This window comes from Mycobacterium sp. FW102-FHT13B02, from assembly GCF_058790275.1.
In genome coordinates this window covers 177,018-201,261 of the sequence record NZ_JBYTCM010000007.1, presented here as the reverse complement: position 1 = coordinate 201,261, position 24,244 = coordinate 177,018, and the positions used below count along the sequence as shown (strand labels likewise).

The following is a 24,244-nucleotide window of genomic DNA, read 5'->3' as shown; positions in this document are numbered from 1 at the left end:
CGCCGCCGCTACCTTTTGGTCGGACGGCTCGGGTTTAGTTCAGCTGTGTAGCCAGCTCGTCGAAACGTTTCCTTTCGCGGGTGAAGGCGCCGCAGCGTTGCGGCGGCCAGCCCCCGGCCGGGGAAGTGCCGCGCGATCGGGTAGTGCCCACAACCGATGGTTCGCGCCACTTCCAGGACCGAGCATCCGCCGTCCAGCAGAGCCTGGGCCTGGGCAATCTGCTCGGGCGTGAGATGTTTGGCCGCCGGCCTGGCGCAGCCGGTGGCCACTCGGTGCCGCAAGACCGTCCTGGACGAAATGCCCAGTGCCTCTGCGATTTCCCGAGCAGTCAGGCCAGCGGCGGTCATGCGCTGAACCCGCACGGCCCGGTCTGCATCCGGCTCCGTCATGACAGGACCTCATCGGTTGTGGCAGCCAGACCGGCGGCGACGGCGGCGGTGAGCATACTCAGCGTGTCCGGGTCGGTGATCACCTCGGCACCGGCGCCGTCCAGATGCTCAAGCAGCAGCCCGCGCGCGGTGGTGATGGTCTCTGCGTGGTTGGTGATGAATGTTGTTGCGGCGGTGAACGCTTGATCGAAAATATCGTCAGCGCTGGCGTAGCCGCCAAGGCCGGGTAGGTCGACACGGTGATGGTACAGATCCGCACTGATCCGGTGGGCCGTGTCGAAATCGGGGGTGCTGAGGAATCCGGGGACGCCGTGGGCCCGGTCATAGGCATTGCCGGTCAGCGTCGTGACCAGGGCGGCCCAGGCGCTGTCGGGGGTCATTTCCCGCGGGCCATACGAAACGTGGCCGGTGAGACTGAAGTCTCCGCTGACCCGCCGGCGAGAGCGGACGCAGATTTCAGTCACCGGGATTCCGTGCGCGACGGCGGCAACCAGATGCGCCGCCTCGTGGCCGGCGGTGGCCAGACGCTCATCGTCGGGTATCAGAACCGGCACCAGCCCCCGCGCCATAGGAAAGGCTGCCCGGGGGAGGGCCGCGAGAGAAGCCTTACTGAAATCTGGCCAAACGAGGGCCGCAAGAAAGGCCAGCGCGCCGATCAGCGGCGGAAAGCCGTGGTACGGGTCGAGCGCGGCCATCACGACCAGCACGACCAGCAGATGACCCGTCACCCACGCACAGCTCCCGGTGACACCGGCCAGCAGGAGCCGGCGGACGTAGGTTCGGAGGCGGGTTTTCCGCACGGTGGGCAGCGCAGGGATGGTTACTGCACCCGCCGAGTCCGCGGCGGCTGGCGGGTTACGCATCTCAATCCCGGGCACTGGCGGTCAGCTCCGGCCGGTGGGCCTGCTCCAGGCTCAGGGTCAGCTTCGACACCAACCGTTCAGGCACCTGCACACCCACCGCGTCGAGCAGCTCCAGCGCTTTGGCATGCGCCGCCTGGGCCTCCTGTGGCGTCGCACCCGCATCGAAGGCATTGGTGAGCAGCTTGCGGGCCTGATCAACCTTGTTGCGCTGCGGCGCGGTGAATTGCCGTCCACCGCTGGTGTATCCCAGGCGGGCCTTGCGTCGCGCGTTGTCATCGGCGCGCACGAAGGTATCTCGCGCCTGTTTGGCTGCGGTAACGAACGCCTCGATCACCGCGTCGTCGGTGGGGATCGTTTCGGTATGGCGCTCGGTAGCTAGACCGTAAGCCGTGTAGAAGTCGGCGCTGGCGGGCTCACTGGTATCGGCCAATAGCGGCCGTGTGATGTACACCGACATCGGGTCGTTCTCGAATTCCCACAGCCCGGATGACGCCTCGCCGTATGCGGTGACCCCGATATTCCACCGGTCAATCTGACTGCGGCGCAACGCCTCACGTTCGGCAGTGCGTTCGCGCCCGCGTCGGACGGCCCGCCATGCCAGCCATACCAGGGCCACCACAATGGCGATCGCTGCGATGATCGCGGCGATGTAGCCCACGGCCGTCCAGTCGAAAGGCGCATCAGCCTGCGGGGCCGGCGCCGGCTGCGGGACGGGCGCCGGCTGCGGGACGGGCGCCGGCTGCGGGACGGGCGCCGGCTGCGGGACGGGCGCCGGCGCCGGGGCCTTCCCTGCATCCGTGCCTGTGAGGTCGGCGAATATCTGGCGCGATTCGCTGACCATGTACGGCAGCAGCGCGACCGGTACCGAGAATATGGCCAACGTTCTGAGCAGGCCGCCTAACGAGTCAGACATCAAAATTCTCCTCCGGTCAGATAGCGGGCGAGACAATGCAGTCGGCGACGTCCAGCCCTGGGGCCGACATTGATTCATCGCGAATCACCGTGTGCCCGTGCAAGTCGTCGCCCCTTCCGCTTGCGCGCATCCTCTCGCGAGGATCTGACATCCGGTAGGCACGCCCACGCGGCTACCCCGCTGTCCGGCCGGCAGGCTGCGCCAACGCGGCGCGCAGGTCCGCCGCCAGCTGCGGGTACTGCAAGGCACAGGAATCGGCGTAGGCGGCCAGAGCGACGGCCGCGTGCGGGTCGCTGGTGTACGCCAGAACGAAGTACGGGCCCTTCAGCTTTCCGTCGACGCGTTCGACGCGATACTTCCCGTACAGGCCCCGGTTCTCGTCGCCGCCATCGCCGGCATCAACGGTGCCGTAGGTGGATTGTTCTGCGTGCGAGTCGAAGTCGTTCATCTCAGCTCCTGTGAGGTGGGTTTCGGTGGTCGGCAATCACTCCATGGCGATCAGCGGCATGACCGCATCGTCCCGCCCAGATGTGACATCCCGCGCATCGACTGCGCACTTTGAAACCGATACCCCCGCCGCATACCGCAACCGGGTGTCACAACTTCCGGCCACAATGAACCTCGAAGACCAACGGCAGGAGTAGAACGTGGCGGAACTGAACGTCAACCCAGCGGACCTGTTGCGGTTCGCCGACGCCTACTCCGGCCTGGCCACCCAGATGGCACGCATCGCCCCACAGGCAATCGCCGAAGCACAACGCGTCGCCGACACCCACGGCCCGATCGGCTATCCCACCGCCATCGGCATCGCCGCGGGCCTGGTGAACGCCCAAGGGCCACTTCAGGCCAAGATCGCCGACTTCGGCGCCTACTCTCAGCGGTTCACCGAGCACGCCGCCGACTACACCACCACCGACACCAACGCAGCAAGCGCCCAGAACGCCATCAAGTTCGCCGACGACAAAACCCCCAAAGACCCCAACGGCAGCGTCCAGGCAACCGACTTCGATAAGAACCGTGCCCCCCTCCCTCAAGGACCCGGCGACGCCGTCCACAAGACCCCCAAGTGGACCGACAAGAACCTCTTCCCGACCCCACCCCAGGCCGCCGACGTCAAGCAGAACAAAATTGGCGACTGCTATTTCGCCGCAACGATGGGCGCGGTCGCGCACGCCAACCCCCAGTGGATCAAAGACCGCATTCACTACGACGACCAGAGCGGCAACTTCGACGTGACGCTGTGGAATGGTCATGGATGGCAACACATTCCGGTCACCCAGAATGACCTTCAGACAGACCGGGACCACGGCGGCGCGAGCTGGCCAGACCCGAAAGCACCGATGTGGCCCAGCGTGCTGGAGTCCGCGTACGCCAAGATGCACTCCCCCAGCGACGAACTGGGGCACGCCCTCGATCACGGCATCGGCCAAGGCGGCCAAGCTCACGACGCACTGCAGGCCCTGACCGGCAACCGCGGAATGACCATCAACCCCCAACATGCCTGGTTCACCCAGGAACACATTGATCAGGAGATCACCACCGCGCTCGCCAACCATCAGCCGGTGACCATCTCCAGCTCCGAACATGGCGGCCCGATGGTCAGCAACCACACCTACATCGTCGAACGCGTCGACGGCACCGGCGACGACGCCTACCTCATCTTGCGCAACCCTTGGGAAGCCAACCCCAACGACCCGACCAATTCAATGAGTGCCGTCCGGCTGGGTGATGTCATCGGCACGGGCCCGACCGGGATGTTGGACCGATGGGGAAACCACCCGGCATCCGAGATCAACATCGGAGACCTCGGCCAATGACCCGGCGCGCGACGTTATGGTCCGTGGTGGCAACCGCTTTCGCCGTGTTCGCCCTCTGCGCGTACTTCATCGGTCAATACGCGGCGGCGCAGAAGCCGGTGTCACTGGACGCCCTGCCTGAGTACCCTTTCGCCGGCTCGGCCTACTCGCTCGACGACCTCGCCCCGGCCGACCGTGATCGCGCCGAGGCGGTGTTGCGCCAATTCGCCAGCAGTGTCGCCCCCGGCTATCGCCCCACCGGCGAACGCTTCCTGGCCGCCAAAAGCGGTGACTTCATCTGGGATGCGGTCCGCAGCAGCGTCGGCGGCTACCTATCCAGCGCCGGCTTCCATAGTCACGATGCGGGGCAGAAGCTGCACACCAGTAGCGACGTCGCGTTCATTGTGTGGGACCGTGCGAACCGGGTGCAGCACCTGATCAATCCTGCACAGGTGCTGGCTGTAGACCTGCAGAGCCCTCTGCGCGGCGGACCATCTGGCGATCAGCCGGTACACATCTACGCCTACTTCGAACTCACTCCGTCTCATTGACTCCTCCCGAGAGAGCACCCGCGTCCTTGCGGATGTCACCGGCGCGATCTACATTTTCCTTGGCTACCGGCGCGGTGGCCCGACTCCCGGCAAGAGGCAATCGCCCACATCGATGGCCCCCACCGATTCGGGACAAGACACTCAGGGTCCCGCGCTGATGCACCCAGACAGAGACCGTCGCACGCAGATGTGGGCTGCGCGACAACGACTTTGAATGGGATGTGATCTCGCAATGACCGACAACGCTTTCAAAAAGTCCGCCCGCCAGCACCAAAAAGCGACCGGCGAGTCCTATACCCGCGCGCGTCGCCACGTCGACAAGCGCACCAGCGACGAAGACTCCTCCACGGCAGCATTGTTGGCCGCGCTGGGCATCACCGACACCCGCCACATCGATCCCGCCGCACTATGGGCACCACGGCAACGTCCCGCCGGCGAACCCGCCGGCACTGACCAGCTGCTTACTGTTCCGATTGGATTGAGCGACGACGGCACGCCGCTATGGCTCGACCTCAAAGACGCAGCCGAAGGCGGCAGCGGCCCCCACAACCTGGTAAGCGGATCCACGGGCTCGGGCAAGAAAACGCTGCTGCGCGCCTTGGTGTTCGGACTGCTGGTACGCCACTCCCCCGATGTGGTCCAGGTGATCTTGGGAGACCCCAAAGGCGAAGGAGGATGGGATGAATTCGCGTCCTACCCGCACACCACCGCAATTTTCGACGATAATGACGCCCTGGTCGATCACGTGCTGGACCTGATCGACCAGCGGGGCCGAACGTTGCGTGATGCCGGTGTCGAGCTGCGCGGCAAGGGCTTTGACAACCTCGCGCAGTACAACACCGCCCGCCAGACACCAGCGGGCAAGGACCTGCCGCCGCTACCGACCGTGTTCGTCGTCGTCGACGAACTCGCCTCCGCGAGCCATCACTCGCCAGAAGATGTTGCCGCCGCCTTTGGGTTGCTCCTGCGCAAAGGCCGCTCCCTCGGGTTGTACGCGATGCTCGCCACGCAGACCGTCGCCGCCAAACACGTCCAGCCCCAAATCATGGACTGCATCAGCCAGTGGATCGCCCTGCGGGTCACCCACCGTGACGAAGCCGATATCCTCTGGCCCGGCCTTGACGCCGCTGCCCACATCCCCGATGACCGCGACGGCAAAGGGACTGGATTTGTTGCCACTGCCCCCGGAGCCGACGCAATCCGGTTCCGCAGTTTCCGTGTGCCCGATTCGCTGGTGAGGACCGTTGGCCGGCAACTGGCCACCGTCACCAGCGCCGAAAGCTAGAAGTGGCCCACGCTGATCTGTGCAACGTGTCGATGGCACCGCCAAGGATGACGGAGCGTGGTGTGACGTTCAAGGCCGACCCAGACCACGACCTAGACGCGCTCCACCTTCCCTGGGCACACGGCACCCGCTGGTACGACGCGATCCTGGACGCATCGGATGTGTCGGCCATCCTCGGGATGGCCGATGGATCGGTGCGCCAGTACGCCTCGAAACCGACTGTTTCCCCGGGGTTTCCAGCGCCGAGCGTGCGCGAATCGGGACGGCCAAATCTGTGGACTCCACACCAAATATTCGAGTACATCGCCGCGGTCCGGTCGCAGGCCCGTGATCGGATACCCCGCCTGTACTGCCCACCATCGATCGGCCCGGCCCAGTTCCTCTACGCCGAACCCGTCACCATCGCACTACCGGCGACGACGATAATGTGCCGGGCCACAGTCGAATTCGTGATGCATCACTGGCAGCCAGCTGATGGCCGCGGCCCGATCGCCCTCGCGTACCCAGGTCCCCCCACCGGCGGGGGCGACACCGCCTGGACGCACGCCGCCGCACTCCTGGAAACCCTCCCCTCGCTCACCGCCGTCGTGCTGGTCACCGATGACGTGTGTGACGGCCAACAACCGGCGATCGGGGTGGCCGAGCGCGGCCACCCACCATGGGAGGAACTGGGCGTCACCTGCCGGACCAAAGCCCACTCCGGCACACCGGCGGTCGCCGAGTTGGGCTGGGACGACCTGGCCAACCTTTTACGCGTGGACATTCCGTGGTGGCCCCCACTACTGCGGGACATCGGGCAGATGACGGCATGGCGCCCGGGTGCAGCACGCCAACGGATCCGGCCCCGCACCGCAACGCTCAGCCCGACGGATCTGGAGGGCCTCGCGACGGCCGTACCAGCGCCCGACGCCGCCCGCGTCCTCAAGATCACGCGCCGTATGCACCGTCTCCTCGAGGGCGACGACATCCCGGTGCTACCACCCGGCGTCCACACGCGGCCCGGAATGCTGCCAGCCGCAGAACCCCTGCTCGTACTTCGAAAACGGCCACCAGAGCCCACCGCGACCGAGGTCCGGTGGCTGCTGCATCGACAGGTCCACAGCCCGCTGATCGCCCAGCGAGCATCACAGGCACTGCGGGCTGTGCCCGGGGTGGATCGCCTGCTGGCCGATACCGTCACGATCGACCTGGACTCACCCGGGCCCCTCGCCGCCGAATGGATGACCGGGCTACGGCAGGTCACCAGTGAAGAAGCCACAGAACTCGGCTTCGCCTACACCAGAAGTTGGGCACCGAACCCTGACCCCACCGGGGTCGAGTACTACCGCCACCGGCAAAACACGCATTCCTGGATCGTCAAAATCCCCGGCGACCCGCACGGGCAACTTCTCGTGCCCGTCGGCACCCAGGCCGCAGCCCAAGGCACACTCACCGAGTTCGAATTGTTCGACACAGCAGCATTCTTCCGCGATAACACCGGCCAACTCTGGCCGATGCCGGTTGTCGATACCGGTTGCCGTTACGCCACCGGGTTCCCCGGCATCGGTCCCGGCAACCTCTTCCGCGCTGTGCGCGCACTAGCGTCAGACGCAAGCACCAACTTGCGCGACAGCCCACATCCCAGCCAAACCGGCGACCCACTCTGGCAGCACATCGTTCGACACGAACCACCACTGATCGTCACGCCCGACCAGATGACCGACCTGGCGCCACCGCACGCAATCCCCTGCACAGAACAACCGTCCACCTCGCGCTCACCAAACAAGCGCGCACGATGGCGCAGGGCTAAACACCATGTCCCATAAACTGATTGGTTTGCGGAGGGCGGAGGACTCGAACCCCTACCTGTTACGGCACCCCGGGTTTCGAAGCCGGTTGCAGACCATTCCGCGGCGCCCTCCCAAAATTGGAGAGCACGATGGGGACGCCACCGTCAAGTAGGGTGCAGCCCCAATGGATTTGACCCTCCAGCGTCTAGCGCGAGGACTTCGATGATCGGCGGACGGATCGCATGGATCGAAAGTATCACTGCACGCAAACCATTTAGCGCCGGATACCCCGCCCGTTCACCTGACCAGCTGCGGCGTGGTCTCGACGACGTCGAGATAGAGGATCGGGCCCGCCGATCGTTGCTCAATGGCAGTGCGCCGCAGGCGCGCTGCCTCGAACTCAGGGATCGGGCCGTCAATCACGATCGGATCGTCGTGCCAGAAAAATCCGGTGGTGATGTACCAGCCGGGCTGCAATCCGTCGGTCTGCGCGCGGATACCGTCGGCCCGCTCCGGGTATCCGTCAACGATCTGTGAGGACTCTGACGGCGGCCGGTGCGTCAGTGCTTCGTCGATGTAGAGCACCGTGAGCAACGCTCCGTCGCCGCCTTCCAAGGTGTTCCACGCATCGCGGTCTGAGCGCAGGCCGAGGTATCCCACGACTTTCCAGCAGCCGGGGTACCTGATCGCCCGCGCCCACACCTTGCCGCCACCGTCGGCAGAGCCGACGACCGCACCGACCGGCTGGGCGACAAACCCATCGAAATCCAGCGCCTCAACCTGCTCACTCATGCGTGCCGGCCCCTGGCCTCACCGCTGTGCTGCCCGCGAGCGCTACACGCCACTCCTGGTCACGCTGGGCAGCAAGGTCCATTTCGATGCCCTGGCCGCGCCGTGCCGCCGGCATGAGTACGACGGCCGCCGAGCGCGATAACGGCATGGCGTCCGTCGCTGCACGGGCGCCCAGGACGCCGCCGCTGTCGATCAGCAGCGCACGCAGCTGCTCCCCCTCGGCTGATTCGGCGTCGATACCGAGCAGCGACGCCAGCACCATCGTCGCAGTGTCCACGGACGTGCACGTCGACGGAGCTGCCCGCAGCGACAGCGGGTCGAGTACGTAAGTGATGCCCATGTTGAATTCCTTTGCGCTAGTGGCCATGTGGGTTCCTCCATCCGGGATAAGCCGCAAACGATCTAGCCGTCTCGCTCGCCCCAGTTGTTCGTTGCCGATCGGATCTCGCCCCCGAACCAGGCCGGACTACTCCAGGCAGAGCCGCCAGTTACCGTCGCGTCGAAGTACGCAACGGCCTTCGCGTACAACTCGTCACACTGATTCACTGTCGAGCCGTCCCACTGCTCTTGCTCGTCTGTCCACGCCGCCAACGGCAATGCCTGGGCCGCACCGGGAGCAGCGTGATAAAAGGCGAACTTCGCCGGCTGTCTCCACGTACCGGTCGGGATGGCCGCAACCATCGCGCCCGTGCCGAGGTTCAGCCACACCGCAGCACCAAGGTTGTTGGATGCAAAACCCAGCGCCTTGAACGGCTCCGGCAGCTCGTCGTCGTTGCCGCGGTAATACATCACCGCCCAGCCGGCCGGAGCGCGCGTGAGATCACTCATCGCAGATCTCGGCGATCGCGCACCGCGGCCAGATTATCGAAGAGGTCATTTCAGAATCATCACCTTTTCTGTCGCACTCGGGCTGCTCTGCCTTCGCAGTCGGAGTCTGCGCGCTAGACGCGGCCGTCGACGCGAACCCGCACCGACGCCCAACTCGTGCCATCAGGTCCGGTCAGGCCCCACACCGGGCGCGCCCAGCCGTCTTCATCGAACACCCCCGACTGCACGCAGGACAAGGTGAGCGATTCGAGCAGCGCGGGCGCGCCCGGGACGTAGCGATAGACGGTCGGCAGCCCATCGCCATACCCGTAGGTGCTGTACTCGATGTCTTTCGACAGGTGCTCGGTGAGTGCGTCGATGTCGACCATGCGGGCCGGGCTGCGTTCTGCGTCGCCGTAGTCGATGATGAACCGCTCGTCGGTCCGGTCGATGGTTTCCGGGGTGGTCATGATTCAGGTCTCCCTTGTCGTCAGCGAGCGGGGTGCCGGTGGGGTTGGACAGAGATGTCTAAGTGTCGCCAACCCCATTCGGAGACGCCGGCCACGACGCGGTCGAGCAGGCCGGGAGTTTTCACTGCCGGGGCTGGCGCCAGTCGGGACGGCGGGGCCGTGGGGTGGTCGGGGATGGTGTTAGGGGCGAAGTTCACACGAGCGACGAGGACCGGCCAGGCGTTCACCTCGATGCGGCTTCCTTCGATCTGGATCAATGCGGTGCGCATGGCCTTCCTCCCTTGTATTTGTCTACCCGGTGGGTGTGACACCCGAAAGTATGTCTCATACGCTACATGTAGCGTATGAGACAGGCAAGGGGATCGAACGATTGAATGTCCGATGCGCTACATGTAGCATTCGCTGCATGACTGCGCAGGAAGCCGAAGCCGCGCTAACCCACTGGCGCGAGACACTTGAATCCCGCGACCAGCTGGTCCGCGACGCCCTGGCCAGCGGCGTCAACCTCAACCGCATCTACGTTCTGACCGGTATCGCCCGGTCCACCCTGTACCGGATCAGAGACGGCGTCGAACCAACAGGTCGAACCCGGTGGCGCCGAGGAAACTGAGCGGGTGAGTCCTGGTCGCCGGCCGATGTTGCAATCCGCGTTGTGCGTTGACAGTTCAGGCCACAACGCGTTCTCGGTGCTCACCGCACGCCTCGTACCAGAAACTAGAATCTAGTACCTGGCTACGCTGGCCAGGTCCTTGACCAGCGCCTTCAGGTTACCGACGGCCCCGACAAAGGCCCGCGGCGGCGGCAGCGTGGTTAACAGACCCCAAATCCGTAGCTGGCCAGAATCGTGGCGGCGCCGCTTTCGACGGCAGCGATCTGTTCCGGTGTTGCGTCAGCGGGCGCCTCGAACGACACGATCCTGCTCGAGCTCGAATCAGCATTCCACCCGTGCGAAACGTAATGAGCAGCTAGCTGCTCGAACGCCTGCTTTTTCATCTCGCCGGAACTGCCCATCAGCATCTCGTGCATCGACATCGCTACATCCTCCCCAACGTGAAGTTCTCGTTCAACGGAATTCGGGGGCCCAACCGAGTCAGGGCCGCCCATCGCCGGCGGCCGCGGTGTGCCTTGTCCACGGCGCCCCAGCCACCCTGTTCACCACATTCACCGGTCCTTGAAGGCGGCTAGCTTGGGCAGGCACGCCCGCCCCAGCAGAGCGCCGAGCCCCACAACTGCCCCAGCAACCGCAGGGATCGCACTATCGGTGACGTAAGCGACCATCAGCCCGCTGAACACCGCGAAAACAGACACCGTCAGAACAGCTTCCGTCAAGTTCGCATCGGCCCGCCGATCAACATCTACGGGATCCTCGGCGGCCAGCTTCCCCAGCTCGTGCACGCGCCACAGGCCATGGCCCGCCCACACCGCACCCACCAGGATTGCCGCAGCACCGGCCATCAATACCGGTACATCCCGAACACCGGCACCCACCATGCAGACCGCAAACGCCGCCCCGGCGAGGACCAGCTGAAACCCGATCGCCCGCTTACGTTTCGCAGCCACATACGCGTCGTAATTCGTCGTCATCCCCACACTCCTTGTCAATCTCTTACCGTCATTGGACATCGCCCGTCTGTCGTTTCTCGGGCGACAACCCGTCACCCAGCGGGTATCCGGCAGCCGCCAGCGCACCCACAACAACAGCGGCCAGCTCGTCGATGACCGCGTCGGCATCGGCCACAGGACTGCCGACCTTCGCCAGGACACCCGCCAGCGACAGGCTCAACCGCAACTCACCACGCAGCGCATCGGCCACGACCTGCACGGGTGTCATCGCCGCACCGGTCGCCGCCTTCATCAGCACCGTGGCTCCGCTGCCACAAGCCGCCCGATCACTACCCTGAATACTGTTGCTACCCAACGCTTCACCAGCCATCACCGCAGCGCCTTCCCGTCCTTCAAACGGATTTCGATACACCGCTCGCACTCAACGAAAGCCCGGTTCTTCGGGTAGCGGGTCTCAGCCCAACTCATGTCGAAATTCGATGCCGTTGCCCCGCATAGTGTTTCGGACTGCGGTTCACGGTAATCCCCCACGAACCGCATACGCGTGCTGTGGCTGTAGTACTGGTTGCCGAGGTTGGGGCCCGCTTTCTTGCGGATGTGGACGGTGCTTGCGGCGCGATCGAGTTCGCGGGCCCGCGCATGGGCCCAGTCCTCCGCATCGGCGAGAACCTGGAATCGTTCAATAGGATCAGCGGTGCATGCTTTCACGGCCTCGCGCACGGCCGCCAGGGCTTGCTCACGCTCGCCGGCCGGGGCACTCAGTTGGCGCAGCACGGCATCGCGCAGCTGCTGAATCAGATCAGACGCCGCGTCCCCCATCGTTGTTCCTAGCCCTTCAGCGGATCACCGCGGGATCGAAACAATCCCGGTGGCCATCGTTGGAGTAGTGCTCGGTCGCGCCACTGCAGCCGCGGGGGCATCCGCCCATCGCGTTGCGGCTGCCACCGGAGTGCTCGCAGACGCCTCCCTGCACGCCGGAGTGGGCGTCGTCGACGTGGTGGACTGGCAGCGCATCGTCGGCCACGAACTCCTCGTCGCACCCGGTGCAGATGCCCGTGTTGTCGTCGTACTTGGCGGCCCACGCGCATGGCCCGCTTGGCGTGTCACACGCCTGAGAATCGGTGCAGGCACAGACGCGACAAACTCGGTCGCCCGCGATGGGTGTCGTCATCAGTAGATCTCCTTGTCCGGTCGGCCATTGTGTCGATGGAGGTATGTCCGTTTGAACTTGTTAACGACCAGGTTCACCAGCCACAACGTGATCACCATTGACACTGCAGTTTCTGCGAACGGATTCCTGAGTACCGCCAGGACCCATTCAGCGAGGCTTACCACGGGACCGCGACCCCTTTCCAAAATGTCTTGCCTGAGTGCGTCTTTGCGGTGATGCCGCCCGATTCCGCTTCGGGATCGCCAGCGATCAGATCTATCTCAGTGGCATTGTTTCTACTCCGCGGGTGTGACATCCCGGCGCGCCTCACACCGTACATGTAGTGTACACTACATGTAGCTAATGATACATCTAGTGGCTTTCGCCGCCAGGCCGATCCGCCACACGCAGCCGCCCCGCCCGACCGAGCCCCGCGCTGCGGGTCGCCGAACGGTCCGGCACCTGGGTCGTTATATGTCGTCGACAGATTCGCGATCGCGGGACCGCCACCCGAGAACCTTCCCCCGGGTGTCGCTTCCTCTTAAGTGCGCACCAGCCCCGTACCCCTGAATATTTCCCCAAGAAAATTCCTCAGACCGCAAAGCCCCAGCTCGCTGCCCGTCAGTCGCCGTGCGACCGCAACCGCGGTGAGACCGCACATAGGCTCACCGCCTGGTGCCGAATATCCCGCAACTGGCCCCGGCCCGGACGACCGAACGCCGCCTCAGCGGTCAGAAATGCACTCTGCTCGGCGATCGCCTCGGTCAGGTCCCACATCACGCTGCTCCGCGCTTCCTCAACCAGGGCGTTCTGCTCGGCGGTGATCATCACGGCGATCTCGTCGGCCCACAGCCGCCGGCCATCCACCACGCGATAGGCCAGGTCAGCTGCCCTGTCGACGATGTCGTCGAGTTCGACAAGCAACGAGCTCGCCGCTTCGTCGGCGTGCTGTTCGATGAATGCCGTGCGCTGGTCGGCCGGCCACCAGGGCGGGATCGGCAACTGCGCGGCGTACACCGCCGCGATATCGGTCCGCAGCTGGTCGACGTCCCACGTGCCCATGCCGGCAGTCTCGCAGTCGGCACCGACAAGGCCAGCCCACAGCGTGCAGGCAGATGTCAGACCTCTAGAGAATGATCGCCACCATGGACGCCAACCCCGACCACCCCGCCTCCGAGCAGGCCTTCACCACGTTCCGGGTGCCGAGCCGGCTCCCGCAGCTGGCCTTGGTCCTCGTCCTCGCTGTCGTCGGGCTGCACACCATGTGGGATGCCATCACGGCCACCGGAGCGTTCACCGAGGCCCCCGGCCCTATGCGCGCCGCCGTGGTAGCCGGCGTCAGCTACCTGTCGATCCGATGTGCCCGGGCCCGGCTGCACCGCTGGCTGATTTATGGCCGTCGCCGTGGTTTCGGCCCGGATATCGAACGCATCGAATCCCCGTAACCGCCAAGTTGTGTGCGTTCTAAATCTTTGGCATACCAATGTGAGGGACCTGTAGAAAACCCCGAGAGCCCTGGATAACCTGGTTGACGTTTTGGCGCGCGGAACGCGGCAAGCCCGATTTCGGAACGCGCCGGGTCTATCCCGCTGCGGGGACCGCCGGTTGCCGGTCAAGCCAGTCGGCCATCTCCAACGGCGTGCGTGGCAGAACCGTGCCGAAGACGTTCAGTTCGCGACTAGACCTGACCGCATGCATCGCCTGCTTGTCCGAGTAGACGGCATCGCAGTACGCCACCGCGACGGCCAATGCGTCGATGTCGTGTACGTCATTGGAGGTCCAGTTCTTGGACGCATTTTTGAAGTAGTGGGTCTTCATCGCGATCGCCACGCGGGTCGAGGGCATGCCGTCGGTGAACCGATGAGCAATCTCCGGTGTGGGCAGGACCTCATCGGGTGCGCGCCCGGACTCTGCAAGCTGGCCAGCGATGATCTCCTTGAGCTCGACGCCGACTTCGTTGACTGTGACGATCGAGCGCAGCTTGTCCATCGGATAGCCGGGGTCTGCGTCGATCGCTGCGGCCTGCGCAATCTCTCGATTGGCGCGGCTGTCGAGAATCGACCGCCAGTTCCCGGCGGGATGCCCAGTGTCGCCGCCGTTGAGGAAGAACAGTTGAGCCTCACGCTGCAGGACAGCCAGGAACTGATCGAGGGTCTGCTGGCCAGCGTTCTCGCGGATCCTGTCGGCGGCCGCGGCCCCTTCGCCCTCGAGTGACACTGACGTCACAAGGCCGAACGGGTAGCCAGCGCCGAAGCCGAGCAAGTCCAGCGGCTTGAGGTCGAAGATCTGCGGGCCGACCAGCTCGGCGAGCGAGCCTTCGACCTCGAACTGCTGAATGAGAGGCCTGCCCAGCATGTAGGTGAAGTTCGACAGCTCACCCATGACATCGGCGATATCGGCGCGCTGCCGAGGATCCTTGATCGCGGTGACCTCCATCAGGTGTGTTGCCGACAGAACGAACACTGCGCGGCCATCGGCCGCGGCCCGACGTGCACTGGTCAGAAGCTCCCTGTTGCCGTCCGGCGCCACCTTGCTAAGGACGACTTTGGCCATATTGATGTAGTGGTTGAGATCGAGGTAGACCAGGGCCGGCAGCCTGCTAGGCAGATTCAGCCGCGGCGGCCACACGACATCCTCGAGGATCGTGAATGCACTGTTGGTCATGGTCACCTCTCCGCCACCGCTTCGCATGTCCGACCGCCTCATGGTCTAACTGCCAGATGAGGCAGCGCAATGTGTTTTCTGAACTCGGACGACAAATCTGGGCCCACAATTTGGTACCGTCTCGAAAGGCTATGTGGTTCAGTCCATTTCACTGGAGCAAAGGGTGAAGGCGTTGGAGGAAATCGCCGCGCACGTGCGGGCATCGGTGCATGTCGCATTGTCGAAGGCCAGACGGGCCGGTTGGCATGTCGTCCGCGGTGACCTCATGGAGCTCGCAGACGGGCTGCGGCAGGCCACCGAATGCGGACGGGAGCCATACGCTCGCATCGTGCGCGCGCGGTCCTCCGACGATGACGTGCAGGTACTTCGTCCGCGGACCGAGCAGCAAGCGCCCGCCCGCTCGCTGAGCGGGCAGTTTGGTTCTGGAGCGTTCCCGTTCCACACCGACGGCGCACATCTGGACATGCCGCCGGATTTCGTGTTGTTGGCCGCCAAAAGTACGGGAGCTCGGGACGTGCCGACGCATCTGCTGCGGTTTCCGGTACCTCACCCTTCACTGGAGATCAACGAGGACATGCGATTGGGAGTGTTTCGCGTGGACGCGGGCACCAACGGGTTCTATCGGGTCGGCCAGTTTGCCGATGGGTTGTCACAGGACTGTGTCCGATTCGATCCCGGCTGCATGAGTCCCGTCGATCCGCGGTCGCGCCGCCTTGCTCATGCAATATCGTCGAGTTCGCCTGATTACTCGCACATCTGGCGCGACCCCAGGGAGATACTCATCGTCGACAACCACCACGTCCTGCATGCGCGCGACGATGCGAGCGCGGCCCAGGACCGAGAGCTCCATCGACTGCTGTTGTCGGGCGTGGGTGTCTGATGGCGGACAGGTCTTTCGACTACGAGCCGATCTGGCTCAAGGCGGTGGCGTTCACCAACCGAGCCCTCAACCTCACCGATGATTTCGAGGAGCGGGCATTCTGGGCGGCATGCGCGCTCGAACTGCTCGGCAAAGCAGCGCTGACTAAGGTCAACCCAGCCTTGATTGCCGATATCACCCCCGACGCGCAGTCGCTACTCATTGCCACCGGATTGCATGAGGACGCATCGCATTTTGTGTCGGTACAGGCCAAGACGGTATTCATGCGATGTCAGTCGCTGTCGAAAGGATTCGACCTTGTCAGGGCGAAGCGGATTGCGGGCAACCGCAATGGCTATCTACATTCCGGGGCGCCATTTTGTACCGGAATCCCCGCTGAACGCTGGTGGGAGGAGTACTGGCCGTTAGTGAGCATCTTGCTCGCCGAACAGGGCAAGGAACTTGCCGACCTGGTCGGCGCCGACCGCGAAGACGAAATCAACACCATCCTGGCGCGGTCACGGCAACACGCAGAGCAGCGGGCCCAAGCGCTCATCGATCGCGCGAAGCTGATGTACCAGCGGCTGCAACGCGATGAACTCACCGAGGCAGACCTCGCCGCTATCCGGTCCCGCGCCAGCGGCCACTTCGACTATATTTCCGGGCACACGTGCCCGGCCTGCGGCAACGAGGGCACACTTCGCGGCGGCACTACCCTGGAATCCGAGGACGTATACGACTACGACGAGAACGACAACTACATCTACACCGTTCGGGAAATAGCGACCGACGAATTCGGATGCCGATCGTGCGGTCTACTGCTGCGGGGCCCCGAAGCCGTGAGCTACGCCGACTTGCCGTCGTCGTTCGAGTTTCGCGAGGAAGGCCCCGACGAGTTCGAACCCGAATACGGCAACGACTGAACCCACACCGCCCGCGCACTGGCCAGCGGTCAGAGGATTTGTTGTGGTGCAACGTATTAAAGATTCACGACGAGATGCGTGCGTCGATGGCGTGAACAGTTTTGATGGCATCGTGGCCCAGTTCGGGGTCGTGGGCATAGTGGTGACGCAGCAGATCTGCAGTGTCTGCGTTGACCACGCCCTGAGCTCACGGTTCCGTTCGTCGATTCCAGCCATTCCGGCAGCTTCATCCATGCTCGTACCCGCGCCCCACTGCCAGCCCACGACGACGATCAGTGTTGCGGTGGGTTGTCCAGTAGGACCGCGAGTCGCCGGCCAACGCCGAGTGCCGCGTCTGCCTCGGCTTGCGTCAGCTCCGATGCGGCAGCCGCCCTGACCACGAATTCTGCTTCGTCGGCGAACAAATTCTGGAAGCGGATGTATACATCGCGGACTGCGGGATCGACGACTTCGCCTTCAGCGTCAACCCGCGGGTCGTAGGTGTCGGCGGCAACAGCTTTCACTGTAGCGAAGCGGGCAGCCATCTCGGACAGGTTGTTTCGCGAATCCTGGTTCGCGAGCGGGGTGACGATGGGAATGGTTGGGCCGGTCGGTGAGGTGCGAGGCGCAGGTCGCGATACGTCAGAATCGTCGACGGCACGAAATGGGTCACTGGACAGGATGGAGGCCAGGAACTCTGGCAGGTCCGAGTGGTTGGAACCAAACGGCACTACGGTGATGTGTTCTTCGGGGCGATGTTCGGTCTCGGCCGCCTGAACGTCATCATTGCGCACGAGGCGGTAATGCGAGTATTCGCTATTCGGATAGGTGCGCAGCCAGTTCCGAAGCGCGGTGAAGTTGGGATCGCGCAGACCGGCACCGAAGCCGCAGAAGAGAACTGTCTTGCCCCACACCAACATTCGAAGAAATTCAGCGGAATGCTGATCATTGAGCACGTCCGCGTAAGAGGACGCACCGAACACAACTGATATCGGGTCACGCCAATAGCCGTGTAGGTGGATGATCGCATGATCGTCGCCCTCTCTGTCAACCTGGGTTGAGGCACCCGCCCCCTGACAATTAGTGACCCGAGGGCGGGGATGGAGAGACTCCCCGAAATGACAAGCAAGGTGACGACGTTGGCTCGCGCGGCCGGGATGGAAGATCCTGGTCGGGTGGCCGATGATGCAACCCAACGTCCTGATCCCGAGGTGCCCGAACGGGCCCGGCGGCGGACGTTCACCGCGAAGTACAAGCTGGAGGTCCTAGCCGCCTACGACGCGGCGCCCGACGGTGAGAAGGGCGCGGTGCTGCGCCGTGAGGGGCTGTATTCCAGCCACATCACCGAGTGGCGCAAAGCCCGCGACGCCGGCGCGTTGGCGGGGCTGGCCGCCCCACGCGGGCGCAAGCGGCGCGACCCGCAGGCCGAGCAGATCGCCCGTCTGCAAGCAGAAAAGCAGCGACTGGAGCAGGAGCTGGCCAAGACCCGCTTCGTGGTGGATGTGCAGGCAAAACTGCACGCGCTCTTGGAGACGCTCTCCGGGAGCGCGGATACCGATCCGAGGTCGACGCCGTGACTGATCAAGCCGTCACGGAGCTGACACCGCAGCTGGGCGTGCGGGCCGCCTGCGAAGCCGTTGGTGCCGCGCAGGCCAGCTACTACCGACGGCATCGGCAAAGCCCGGCACCGGCACGGCCAGAGCCCATCTCGCACCGGGCGCGCCGTCAGCCGCGGGCGCTGAGCGCCGCCGAGCAGCAGGCCGTCCTCGATGCGTTGCACAGTGACCGGTTCGCCGATCTGGCGCCGGCTGAGGTGTGGGCGATCTTGCTCGATGAAGGTGTCTACCTGGGCTCGCAGTCGACGTTCTACCGGTTGCTGCGCCGTGCCGGCGAGGTGCGTGAGCGCCGCGCCCAGGCCACCCATCCGGCGAAGGTGAAACCCGAACTGGTGGCCAGCACCCCAAATGTGGTGTGGTCGTGGGATATAACGAAATTGCGTGGCTCAGCGAAGTGGACCTACTACTACCTGTACGTGATTTTGGACATCTTCTCCCGCTACGTCGTTGGCTGGATGGTTGCCAGCCGCGAATCGGCCGCGTTGGCCGAGGTGCTGATCCGCCAGACCTGCGCCAAGCAAGGCATCGACCGTGCCCAGTTGACCATCCATGCCGACCGCGGCAGTTCCATGACCAGCAAGCCGGTGGCGTTCCTGCTTGCTGATCTCGGTGTCACCCAGTCACATTCGCGACCGCACGTCTGCAACGACAACCCGTTCAGCGAAGCCCAGTTCAAGACGCTGAAATACCGGCCCGATTTCCCCGGCCGGTTCGGCTCAATCGAAGACGCCCGAAGACACTGCCATGGCTTCTTCGGTTGGTACAACGATGAACATCGCCACACCGGGCTGGCCCTTCATACCCCCGCCGATGTCCACTACGGCCTCGCCGAGGCAATCCGCGACAAGCGCGCCGGCGTCCTCGACGCCGCCTACGCCGCACACCCCGAACGGTTCGTCCGCAAACCGCCCAAGCCGCCGAAGATCCCCGAGGCCTCATGGATCAACCGACCCGACCAACCAGAGGAGGAAACTCAGTAAATACCGCTCAACGGTGCCTCATTCAGGTTGACAGGTTCCGTCGCGATGAAACACGCGCTGGATTGTCGTGTTGTCGCGCCAGGTGACAGTCGGCCATCCTGTCGCATCTGACGCGATGTCGTCGTAATTCGTCGTTGCGATAAGTGATCCACGCTCTGCGTAGCGCCGAATGACATCAGTAAGAGCGGTATCTTCGATATGAAGTGAACCGACGGCTTCCCGCAGCCATTTGCCGTAGTCCGCACCCAGGCGCCCGCCCAACCCGCTGGTTGCTTTCTCGGCTGCAGCTATAAGGTCGTCATCGTATGGACTGTTGACATCGGCTTTGGCGCGCTCGGCCCATGTTTTGTCACGATGGCCAAGTTCGACACATCGGTCGATGGCATGGTTCACCAGACCCGTCCACGAGCTCAGGGGGTGGCGGTTGGTCGCGGCCGCCGAGATGCCTGCGCCGAGGATGAGGACCAGTTGGTTTTTCGACAGCGCAGTACGCATCGCGTTGACTGCTGAAGCGACTCGGTTGTCGTTCATCGGCTACTCACCAGCTTCAATGTCAGTTCCCACTTCGGGCTCGATCGTGATGACATGCGGCCGTAGCGTTGGAAATTGGGCTAGCACCGCCTGGTACAGATCGGTTCCGCGCGGACATTCGAGGGTGACGAGCATGGTCCACCTAAGCGGTGCAGTACCGCTTGTCATCGTCGCGCGCTCGCGCGAGTAGTGTGCCAACTCGATCTGGGGTTGCACCGGCGCCGCGTCTTGAACCTTGTGATCGATGACTTGCACCGATTCCCATTTACCGCTGGCTCGTCTGCTGGCTTCGGTTTTTGATCGAACTTTCCAGCTACGTGTCATCGGCGTACCCGCCGGCTCCCAACCTTCGGCCCTCAGTTGGGCGACCTTCTCTGCGTCGCGAGTCAGGCTGAGCTCTTTGGTTTTCCCTGCGGGTGAGGTGAATTTGTAGACCGTGTTGTCGGGGCGGAAGGCGACCTCCAATCCTGCACCGACATAGTCACCGGCGTCAGTGGCGTTGACTTCCGATGTAGACACAAGCGTGATCCGTATATCGACCGGCGCAGGCATCCCCTCGGGCATCGGGAGGGCAAGAACGTCGACTTCGCCACGGACTGTTTGGCCTTCGTACAGGACGTGCACGATGTGTGATTCGTTGTAGTCGATCTCGGGGTAGTCCGACGGCAGGTGGCCATATCCGACATGGTCGTGCTCCTGACCTCTGGAGGTCTCCGCGAAATGAACAGCGCAGCACCGCAACACCGTCGAGGTCCGGTAGTCCAACCCCAAACGGCTAGCGGCCCTGGCCAATCCGTGCACGACCAGTGGTGCCGCACAACTTGTTCCCTTGAACTGCAGCGGGGTTCCGTCGTTGTCCACGGCCACAAACGGCTCCGCCTCCGACCCGCCAAACGCGATGCCGGTAGGCAGAATTTGTGCTGCAGTGCGACCTGGACCTTTGGCGCTATAGGAAGCTCCAGTGTTACCGGCCGGGCTGCCGGTCGCTCCGACGGTGATGCCGTTGACCGTGTCGGCTGGGACAAGAACCCGATTCAGGCCAGTGACTGCGTCCAGATCGCCATTGTTCCCCGCAGCGACGACAAACAGCACATCGTGCTCAAACGACAGTTGGTCGATGGTGGATGTCCAGCGGTCAATATGGTCATCGGTCACAATCAAATCAGGACCGATGCACACGAGTACCACATCGAATTCATTGTTGCGCACCACATCTGCGATGGTGTCCAGCAGCCAGTACATCTGCAGGTCGTGCTCGCGGCCAGCCTGCGGGATCGCCGCATAATGAGTGATGTCCACGTTGGCCGGCGGTGGCAAAACCTGGCCGGTGAGGTGACCGTAGAGCATCGCACTGGTCACCAAGGCGCCGTGAGCTCTGCTGGCCACAGTCGGTGTTGGCGTACCGATTTCACATCCAACGACCCTGCCCTGCCAGATATCACTGTCGTCTTCAACGCCGCCGTCGAAGACGGCCACCTTTAGTGGCGGTACACCCGTACTCGCAGCTGGACCCGCCCGTTGGAACTCCAGCGGCAGATGATCCATGGGGATCGGCGTCGGTAACTGTCGCAACTGTGGCATTGGTTGGCACAGCCGTACCGAGTTGTGGTTCAGGATTTCTCGCAAGCCCTCACTACCGACCCTGGCCGGGATGAATGTTGCTGTGTCGCTGTTCCTAATCCACGCGTCCTCGATCGTTCCGCCCGATGCAGAAACCAAGGCTCTGACGCTTTCGACAATGGCCTCACCGGCCGGCGAGGGCGCGCCGGTATTGTCAGGTTGTCCGTGCAGCACAATCTCGACGAGCACCTGTTCTTGATCATCGGTCGGCTCCTGATCACGTTGCGCACCATGAGCGACACTGATGGTGTTGACAGCCTGTATGCCGTCTTGAATTTTTCCCGATGCCGTAGCCGAGTCCAGCGCGATCTGCTGCAGCGTCTGCAGACCGTTATCAGGGGTGGCAACATACACCGTTCGTTCGTTGTTGCGGACCGCAGAGCCTACGTGCACAAATCCACATTGCTTGAAGAGTTGCTTCGGATACCACGAGGCTGCCAGCGCATACTCGTGCAGCACGATCTCCAAGATGGGCCGCCCACCGATATACCGACCGTCGATGGACGTCAAAACCTCTGCGGCAGAAGCTGCTTGGGATACTACTCGTGCAGCGGCATCGGCAAGGGATACAGGCCATTCCTTCCCACCACCCGATGAGGGGGGACTGACGTCGAGCTTGAGGGTCTCGCCCCTCACAAGAAGTGGCCTGTTAGCCGCTGGATCGAACTGCGGATTGCCGAAGTCGCCACCCACGCTGGAGGTCATCGGCTCAGCTTAGAGCGCGATGCGGATTTCACCGCCGATTTCTGATCTTATTTTGCACGGTGGTGTGGCTGACGCCAACCACCGAAGCAATCTTGCGTTGTGAATAGCCGCGATCAGCAAGAGCCTCGATGACCCCGGGTTGATCTGCGCAGTCGAAACCATTGAGGCTGAACAACTCCAGGACATCGGAGAGCTTCGGCGCCCGGTTCTGCATTCCCGCCGCTCGCCGGATTCGCAGTGCGTACGTTGCGATGTCTGAGCCCGACCAGTCGTCGGACATCGACGCCACCAGTGCCGCGTCCGAATCCGACAGGGCCGGGATGTGAGTCTGCCAGATTCGTTCGCGCGCAGCCTTTGTGGGTTTAGGCAGGCATACCGCGACCTCAAATCGCCTGTGCACCGCCGCATCCAGCAGCTGGGGGTGATTGGTGGCACCGACCAACAGGTGATTTTCGGGCCAGCTATCCAGCGCGAGCAGCAAAACATTGACCAGGCGCCGGATTTCACCGATATCGGAGCTGCTCGATCGAGCGCTGCCGATCGCGTCGAATTCGTCGATGAACAGCACCGCGTCCGTATCAGCAGCCGATTCCAGTGCAGCGACGAGGTTTTGGCTGCTTCGGCCGAGTTGTTTGTTCATCACCGCGGCCAGGTCCAGCCGTAGCAGCGGCCGGCCCAGCTGTGCGGCGATCCATCGTGCGGTCATCGTCTTGCCGGTTCCCGGGTCACCGGTCAGCAGAAGCGTGCGGGTAGCTGGGATGCCGAGGGACTTGAGGGACTCGCTGCGGTACTCCGCAACAATCGAAGCCAACAACCGCTGGACGGAGGTATCCAGCACGGGGTCAGCGAGGTCGGCGTCGTCCCAGGCCAGACTCTCCGGCAGTTCTACTTCCGGTTGATCGTGCGGCAGCTGGAACCGGTGGCCAGGAACGCGTCGCGGACCTGCCCACTGCGATAGGCCGCCGTCGTCGTGCACCGCCGTTGGGCCAGCTGGAGCGGTGATCGTTGACACGGCGGCGAGCAAACTTTCCAACAAGGCTGGATTGGTGGTCAGTGCAGTCGGCGGACGACGGAGCACTCGACCGAGCATCTGCTGCATCCGCGCCGGGTGGCCCCGCAAGCCGGCGGTGACAGCGTCGACGAACTCCGCAGACTGCGTGTCCAGTTCCGCGCGGAAAGCTCTGATGCCGCCTACTTGTGCAGTTGCCACTCGCCCATCCTGACATGTGTCGATATCGATCGCGAACCCGGCAAGTCTCGGTGACGTATCGGCCGATCTTGCCACCGCGGTGCGATTCCCGCTGGATTAATCATGAACCCGGGGTCCGACAAGTCACGTTGACGTGCGGTGACGGCCGCACGACGACTACGTGTCGTGGCGAACTGCACTCCGCCGGCAACACCAGTCACATCACTTCCCTTTGAAACATCGGTCACATCACCGCAAACACCCGCTGTAGGTGTCGCACCCCACCGCGTTGTCACGAGCTCGCACCCCGGTCTACGATGCTAGTTTCTATATTGGAAATTAGCATGTTGGAATTGGAACCATGGACATCGACGCGCGGTCCCGAGTCCTGACGGGCAGGTTTGAGGCAATACGCCTCTGGAGTGCCATCAGTCGGTTCCCCAAGCCGGAGTTCACCACGGGTCAACTAGCGTCGATCACCGATGTCTCGTCGGCGACCTGCTCGAAGGAACTCAAGAAACTCACCGCGATCGGCCTGCTCAACGCAACATCGCGCCGCGGCAACTACTCGCGCAACGAATCCGACTTCTGGTCCCTCGCCAACACTCTCGCCGACACGTGGTCCGAGCATGACGATGCGCCGACCCCCTAATCACGGTGCGGGATACCGGATAACCGCACACCCTGTTGCCGGCAGTTCGGTGCGCGGATACCCCTCTCCGAAACAGACCCCGACTAGCGCGGCCACCCACCAACACGGGCTCCGCCGATATCGTTCGCGGAAATCCGGTGCCGGATGGCGCGTGTCACGCTGCAGAAACACGGCGTCC

Annotated in this window: 30 protein-coding genes; 10 read left to right on the top strand and 20 right to left on the bottom strand. The window is 63.7% G+C overall.

Translation table 11 applies throughout. The annotated features are described in order from the left end of the window. Positions 1-8: 8 nt before the first annotated feature. The 4 genes from AC3WTE_RS15050 to AC3WTE_RS15035 all read right to left on the bottom strand — a co-directional run bounded on the left by AC3WTE_RS15050 (position 9) and on the right by AC3WTE_RS15035 (position 2,613). Positions 9-389: a LuxR C-terminal-related transcriptional regulator gene (locus AC3WTE_RS15050; protein ID WP_492438624.1), complete on the bottom strand. Its 381-nt coding sequence runs from the start codon at positions 387-389 to the stop codon at positions 9-11. Beyond that, on the bottom strand, positions 386-1,252 hold the full coding sequence (locus AC3WTE_RS15045) for a hypothetical protein (RefSeq protein WP_492438622.1): 867 nt from the start codon (positions 1,250-1,252) through the stop codon (positions 386-388). The genes AC3WTE_RS15050 and AC3WTE_RS15045 overlap by 4 nt, the downstream gene beginning before the upstream one ends. Position 1,253: 1 nt before the next feature. After that, positions 1,254-2,165: a hypothetical protein gene (locus AC3WTE_RS15040; protein ID WP_492438620.1), complete on the bottom strand. Its 912-nt coding sequence runs from the start codon at positions 2,163-2,165 to the stop codon at positions 1,254-1,256. A gap of 172 nt (positions 2,166-2,337) precedes the next feature. Continuing rightward, positions 2,338-2,613: a hypothetical protein gene (locus AC3WTE_RS15035; RefSeq protein ID WP_492438618.1), complete on the bottom strand. Its 276-nt coding sequence runs from the start codon at positions 2,611-2,613 to the stop codon at positions 2,338-2,340. A 199-nt stretch (positions 2,614-2,812) separates the two neighbouring features. On the opposite strand from AC3WTE_RS15035, the gene AC3WTE_RS15030 reads away from it, so the two are divergent. From AC3WTE_RS15030 to AC3WTE_RS15015, 4 genes are all read left to right on the top strand, one after another. Beyond that, positions 2,813-3,982, top strand: coding sequence for a C2 family cysteine protease (locus AC3WTE_RS15030; RefSeq protein WP_492438616.1), 1,170 nt, complete (start codon positions 2,813-2,815; stop codon positions 3,980-3,982). A gap of 23 nt (positions 3,983-4,005) precedes the next feature. Beyond that, positions 4,006-4,512, top strand: a complete 507-nt coding sequence (locus AC3WTE_RS15025; RefSeq protein ID WP_492438615.1) for a hypothetical protein — start codon at positions 4,006-4,008, stop codon at positions 4,510-4,512. A gap of 232 nt (positions 4,513-4,744) precedes the next feature. Further along, positions 4,745-5,797 carry an FtsK/SpoIIIE domain-containing protein gene (locus AC3WTE_RS15020; protein WP_492438613.1) on the top strand — a complete coding sequence of 351 codons (1,053 nt, stop codon included), beginning with the start codon at positions 4,745-4,747 and terminating at the stop codon, positions 5,795-5,797. Between the two features lie 62 nt (positions 5,798-5,859). Continuing rightward, positions 5,860-7,602 (top strand): hypothetical protein, encoded by a 1,743-nt coding sequence (locus AC3WTE_RS15015; protein ID WP_492438611.1) that lies wholly within the window; start codon positions 5,860-5,862, stop codon positions 7,600-7,602. Between the two features lie 261 nt (positions 7,603-7,863). Here the strand turns inward: AC3WTE_RS15015 and AC3WTE_RS15010 are convergent, their stop codons facing one another. The 5 genes from AC3WTE_RS15010 to AC3WTE_RS14990 form a co-directional block, all read right to left on the bottom strand. Beyond that, on the bottom strand, positions 7,864-8,358 hold the full coding sequence (locus tag AC3WTE_RS15010) for a hypothetical protein (RefSeq protein ID WP_492438609.1): 495 nt from the start codon (positions 8,356-8,358) through the stop codon (positions 7,864-7,866). Then, positions 8,351-8,725, bottom strand: a complete 375-nt coding sequence (locus AC3WTE_RS15005) for a hypothetical protein (RefSeq protein WP_492438607.1) — start codon at positions 8,723-8,725, stop codon at positions 8,351-8,353. Before AC3WTE_RS15005 ends, AC3WTE_RS15010 begins: the two co-directional genes overlap by 8 nt. 35 nt (positions 8,726-8,760) lie before the next feature. Then, on the bottom strand, positions 8,761-9,186 hold the full coding sequence (locus tag AC3WTE_RS15000; protein WP_492438605.1) for a hypothetical protein: 426 nt from the start codon (positions 9,184-9,186) through the stop codon (positions 8,761-8,763). A 113-nt stretch (positions 9,187-9,299) separates the two neighbouring features. Then, positions 9,300-9,635 (bottom strand): hypothetical protein, encoded by a 336-nt coding sequence (locus tag AC3WTE_RS14995; protein ID WP_492438603.1) that lies wholly within the window; start codon positions 9,633-9,635, stop codon positions 9,300-9,302. Between the two features lie 20 nt (positions 9,636-9,655). Further along, the gene (locus tag AC3WTE_RS14990) at positions 9,656-9,904 is read right to left on the bottom strand and encodes a hypothetical protein (protein WP_492438601.1); all 249 of its coding nucleotides are present in this window, start codon (positions 9,902-9,904) and stop codon (positions 9,656-9,658) included. Between the two features lie 137 nt (positions 9,905-10,041). Between AC3WTE_RS14990 and AC3WTE_RS14985 the strand changes: the two genes are divergently transcribed. Next, complete coding sequence (locus AC3WTE_RS14985) at positions 10,042-10,245, top strand: DUF6003 family protein (protein ID WP_492438599.1); 204 nt, start codon at positions 10,042-10,044, stop codon at positions 10,243-10,245. A 200-nt stretch (positions 10,246-10,445) separates the two neighbouring features. On the opposite strand, the gene AC3WTE_RS14980 is transcribed toward AC3WTE_RS14985, so the two are convergent. The 6 genes from AC3WTE_RS14980 to AC3WTE_RS14955 form a co-directional block, all read right to left on the bottom strand. Further along, positions 10,446-10,667, bottom strand: coding sequence for a hypothetical protein (locus AC3WTE_RS14980; RefSeq protein WP_492438597.1), 222 nt, complete (start codon positions 10,665-10,667; stop codon positions 10,446-10,448). 129 nt (positions 10,668-10,796) lie between these two features. Continuing rightward, positions 10,797-11,219, bottom strand: a complete 423-nt coding sequence (locus AC3WTE_RS14975) for a hypothetical protein (RefSeq protein ID WP_492438595.1) — start codon at positions 11,217-11,219, stop codon at positions 10,797-10,799. 28 nt (positions 11,220-11,247) lie between these two features. Continuing rightward, on the bottom strand, positions 11,248-11,490 hold the full coding sequence (locus AC3WTE_RS14970) for a hypothetical protein (protein ID WP_492438593.1): 243 nt from the start codon (positions 11,488-11,490) through the stop codon (positions 11,248-11,250). 77 nt (positions 11,491-11,567) lie between these two features. Further along, positions 11,568-12,017 carry a hypothetical protein gene (locus AC3WTE_RS14965; RefSeq protein WP_492438591.1) on the bottom strand — a complete coding sequence of 150 codons (450 nt, stop codon included), beginning with the start codon at positions 12,015-12,017 and terminating at the stop codon, positions 11,568-11,570. A 16-nt stretch (positions 12,018-12,033) separates the two neighbouring features. After that, positions 12,034-12,369, bottom strand: coding sequence for a hypothetical protein (locus tag AC3WTE_RS14960; RefSeq protein WP_492438590.1), 336 nt, complete (start codon positions 12,367-12,369; stop codon positions 12,034-12,036). Positions 12,370-12,969: 600 nt separating this feature from the next. Next, complete coding sequence (locus tag AC3WTE_RS14955; RefSeq protein WP_492438588.1) at positions 12,970-13,410, bottom strand: hypothetical protein; 441 nt, start codon at positions 13,408-13,410, stop codon at positions 12,970-12,972. A gap of 71 nt (positions 13,411-13,481) precedes the next feature. On the opposite strand from AC3WTE_RS14955, the gene AC3WTE_RS14950 reads away from it, so the two are divergent. Next, positions 13,482-13,793 carry a hypothetical protein gene (locus AC3WTE_RS14950; protein WP_492438586.1) on the top strand — a complete coding sequence of 104 codons (312 nt, stop codon included), beginning with the start codon at positions 13,482-13,484 and terminating at the stop codon, positions 13,791-13,793. Positions 13,794-13,929: 136 nt separating this feature from the next. On the opposite strand, the gene AC3WTE_RS14945 is transcribed toward AC3WTE_RS14950, so the two are convergent. Next, positions 13,930-15,012, bottom strand: a complete 1,083-nt coding sequence (locus AC3WTE_RS14945) for a hypothetical protein (RefSeq protein ID WP_165682365.1) — start codon at positions 15,010-15,012, stop codon at positions 13,930-13,932. 163 nt (positions 15,013-15,175) lie between these two features. Between AC3WTE_RS14945 and AC3WTE_RS14940 the strand changes: the two genes are divergently transcribed. Continuing rightward, positions 15,176-15,892, top strand: a complete 717-nt coding sequence (locus tag AC3WTE_RS14940; protein ID WP_165682366.1) for a Fe(II)-2OG oxygenase family protein — start codon at positions 15,176-15,178, stop codon at positions 15,890-15,892. After that, entirely contained in the window at positions 15,892-16,794 is a 903-nt protein-coding gene (locus AC3WTE_RS14935; protein WP_165682367.1) for a hypothetical protein, read from the top strand. The genes AC3WTE_RS14940 and AC3WTE_RS14935 overlap by 1 nt, the downstream gene beginning before the upstream one ends. Before the next feature lie 272 nt (positions 16,795-17,066). On the opposite strand, the gene AC3WTE_RS14930 is transcribed toward AC3WTE_RS14935, so the two are convergent. Then, the gene (locus AC3WTE_RS14930; RefSeq protein WP_492438584.1) at positions 17,067-17,969 is read right to left on the bottom strand and encodes an SIR2 family protein; all 903 of its coding nucleotides are present in this window, start codon (positions 17,967-17,969) and stop codon (positions 17,067-17,069) included. On the opposite strand from AC3WTE_RS14930, the gene AC3WTE_RS14925 reads away from it, so the two are divergent. Next, positions 17,931-19,369 (top strand): IS3 family transposase gene (locus AC3WTE_RS14925; protein WP_492438582.1). Its coding sequence is split into 2 segments (ribosomal slippage): positions 17,931-18,282 and positions 18,282-19,369, totalling 1,440 coding nucleotides; the frame shifts between segments, so codons are not numbered across the junction. The genes AC3WTE_RS14930 and AC3WTE_RS14925 overlap by 39 nt on opposite strands. A gap of 18 nt (positions 19,370-19,387) precedes the next feature. Here AC3WTE_RS14925 and AC3WTE_RS14920 read toward each other — a convergent pair. The 3 genes from AC3WTE_RS14920 to AC3WTE_RS14910 all read right to left on the bottom strand — a co-directional run bounded on the left by AC3WTE_RS14920 (position 19,388) and on the right by AC3WTE_RS14910 (position 23,435). Continuing rightward, complete coding sequence (locus tag AC3WTE_RS14920) at positions 19,388-19,900, bottom strand: hypothetical protein (RefSeq protein WP_492438580.1); 513 nt, start codon at positions 19,898-19,900, stop codon at positions 19,388-19,390. 3 nt (positions 19,901-19,903) lie between these two features. Then, a complete protein-coding gene (locus AC3WTE_RS14915; protein ID WP_240919539.1) occupies positions 19,904-21,979 on the bottom strand; it encodes a S8 family serine peptidase in 2,076 nt (691 codons plus the stop codon). A 274-nt stretch (positions 21,980-22,253) separates the two neighbouring features. Further along, on the bottom strand, positions 22,254-23,435 hold the full coding sequence (locus AC3WTE_RS14910; RefSeq protein ID WP_165682370.1) for an AAA family ATPase: 1,182 nt from the start codon (positions 23,433-23,435) through the stop codon (positions 22,254-22,256). A gap of 340 nt (positions 23,436-23,775) precedes the next feature. Between AC3WTE_RS14910 and AC3WTE_RS14905 the strand changes: the two genes are divergently transcribed. Beyond that, complete coding sequence (locus tag AC3WTE_RS14905; protein ID WP_165682371.1) at positions 23,776-24,066, top strand: helix-turn-helix domain-containing protein; 291 nt, start codon at positions 23,776-23,778, stop codon at positions 24,064-24,066. Positions 24,067-24,244 lie beyond the last annotated feature (178 nt).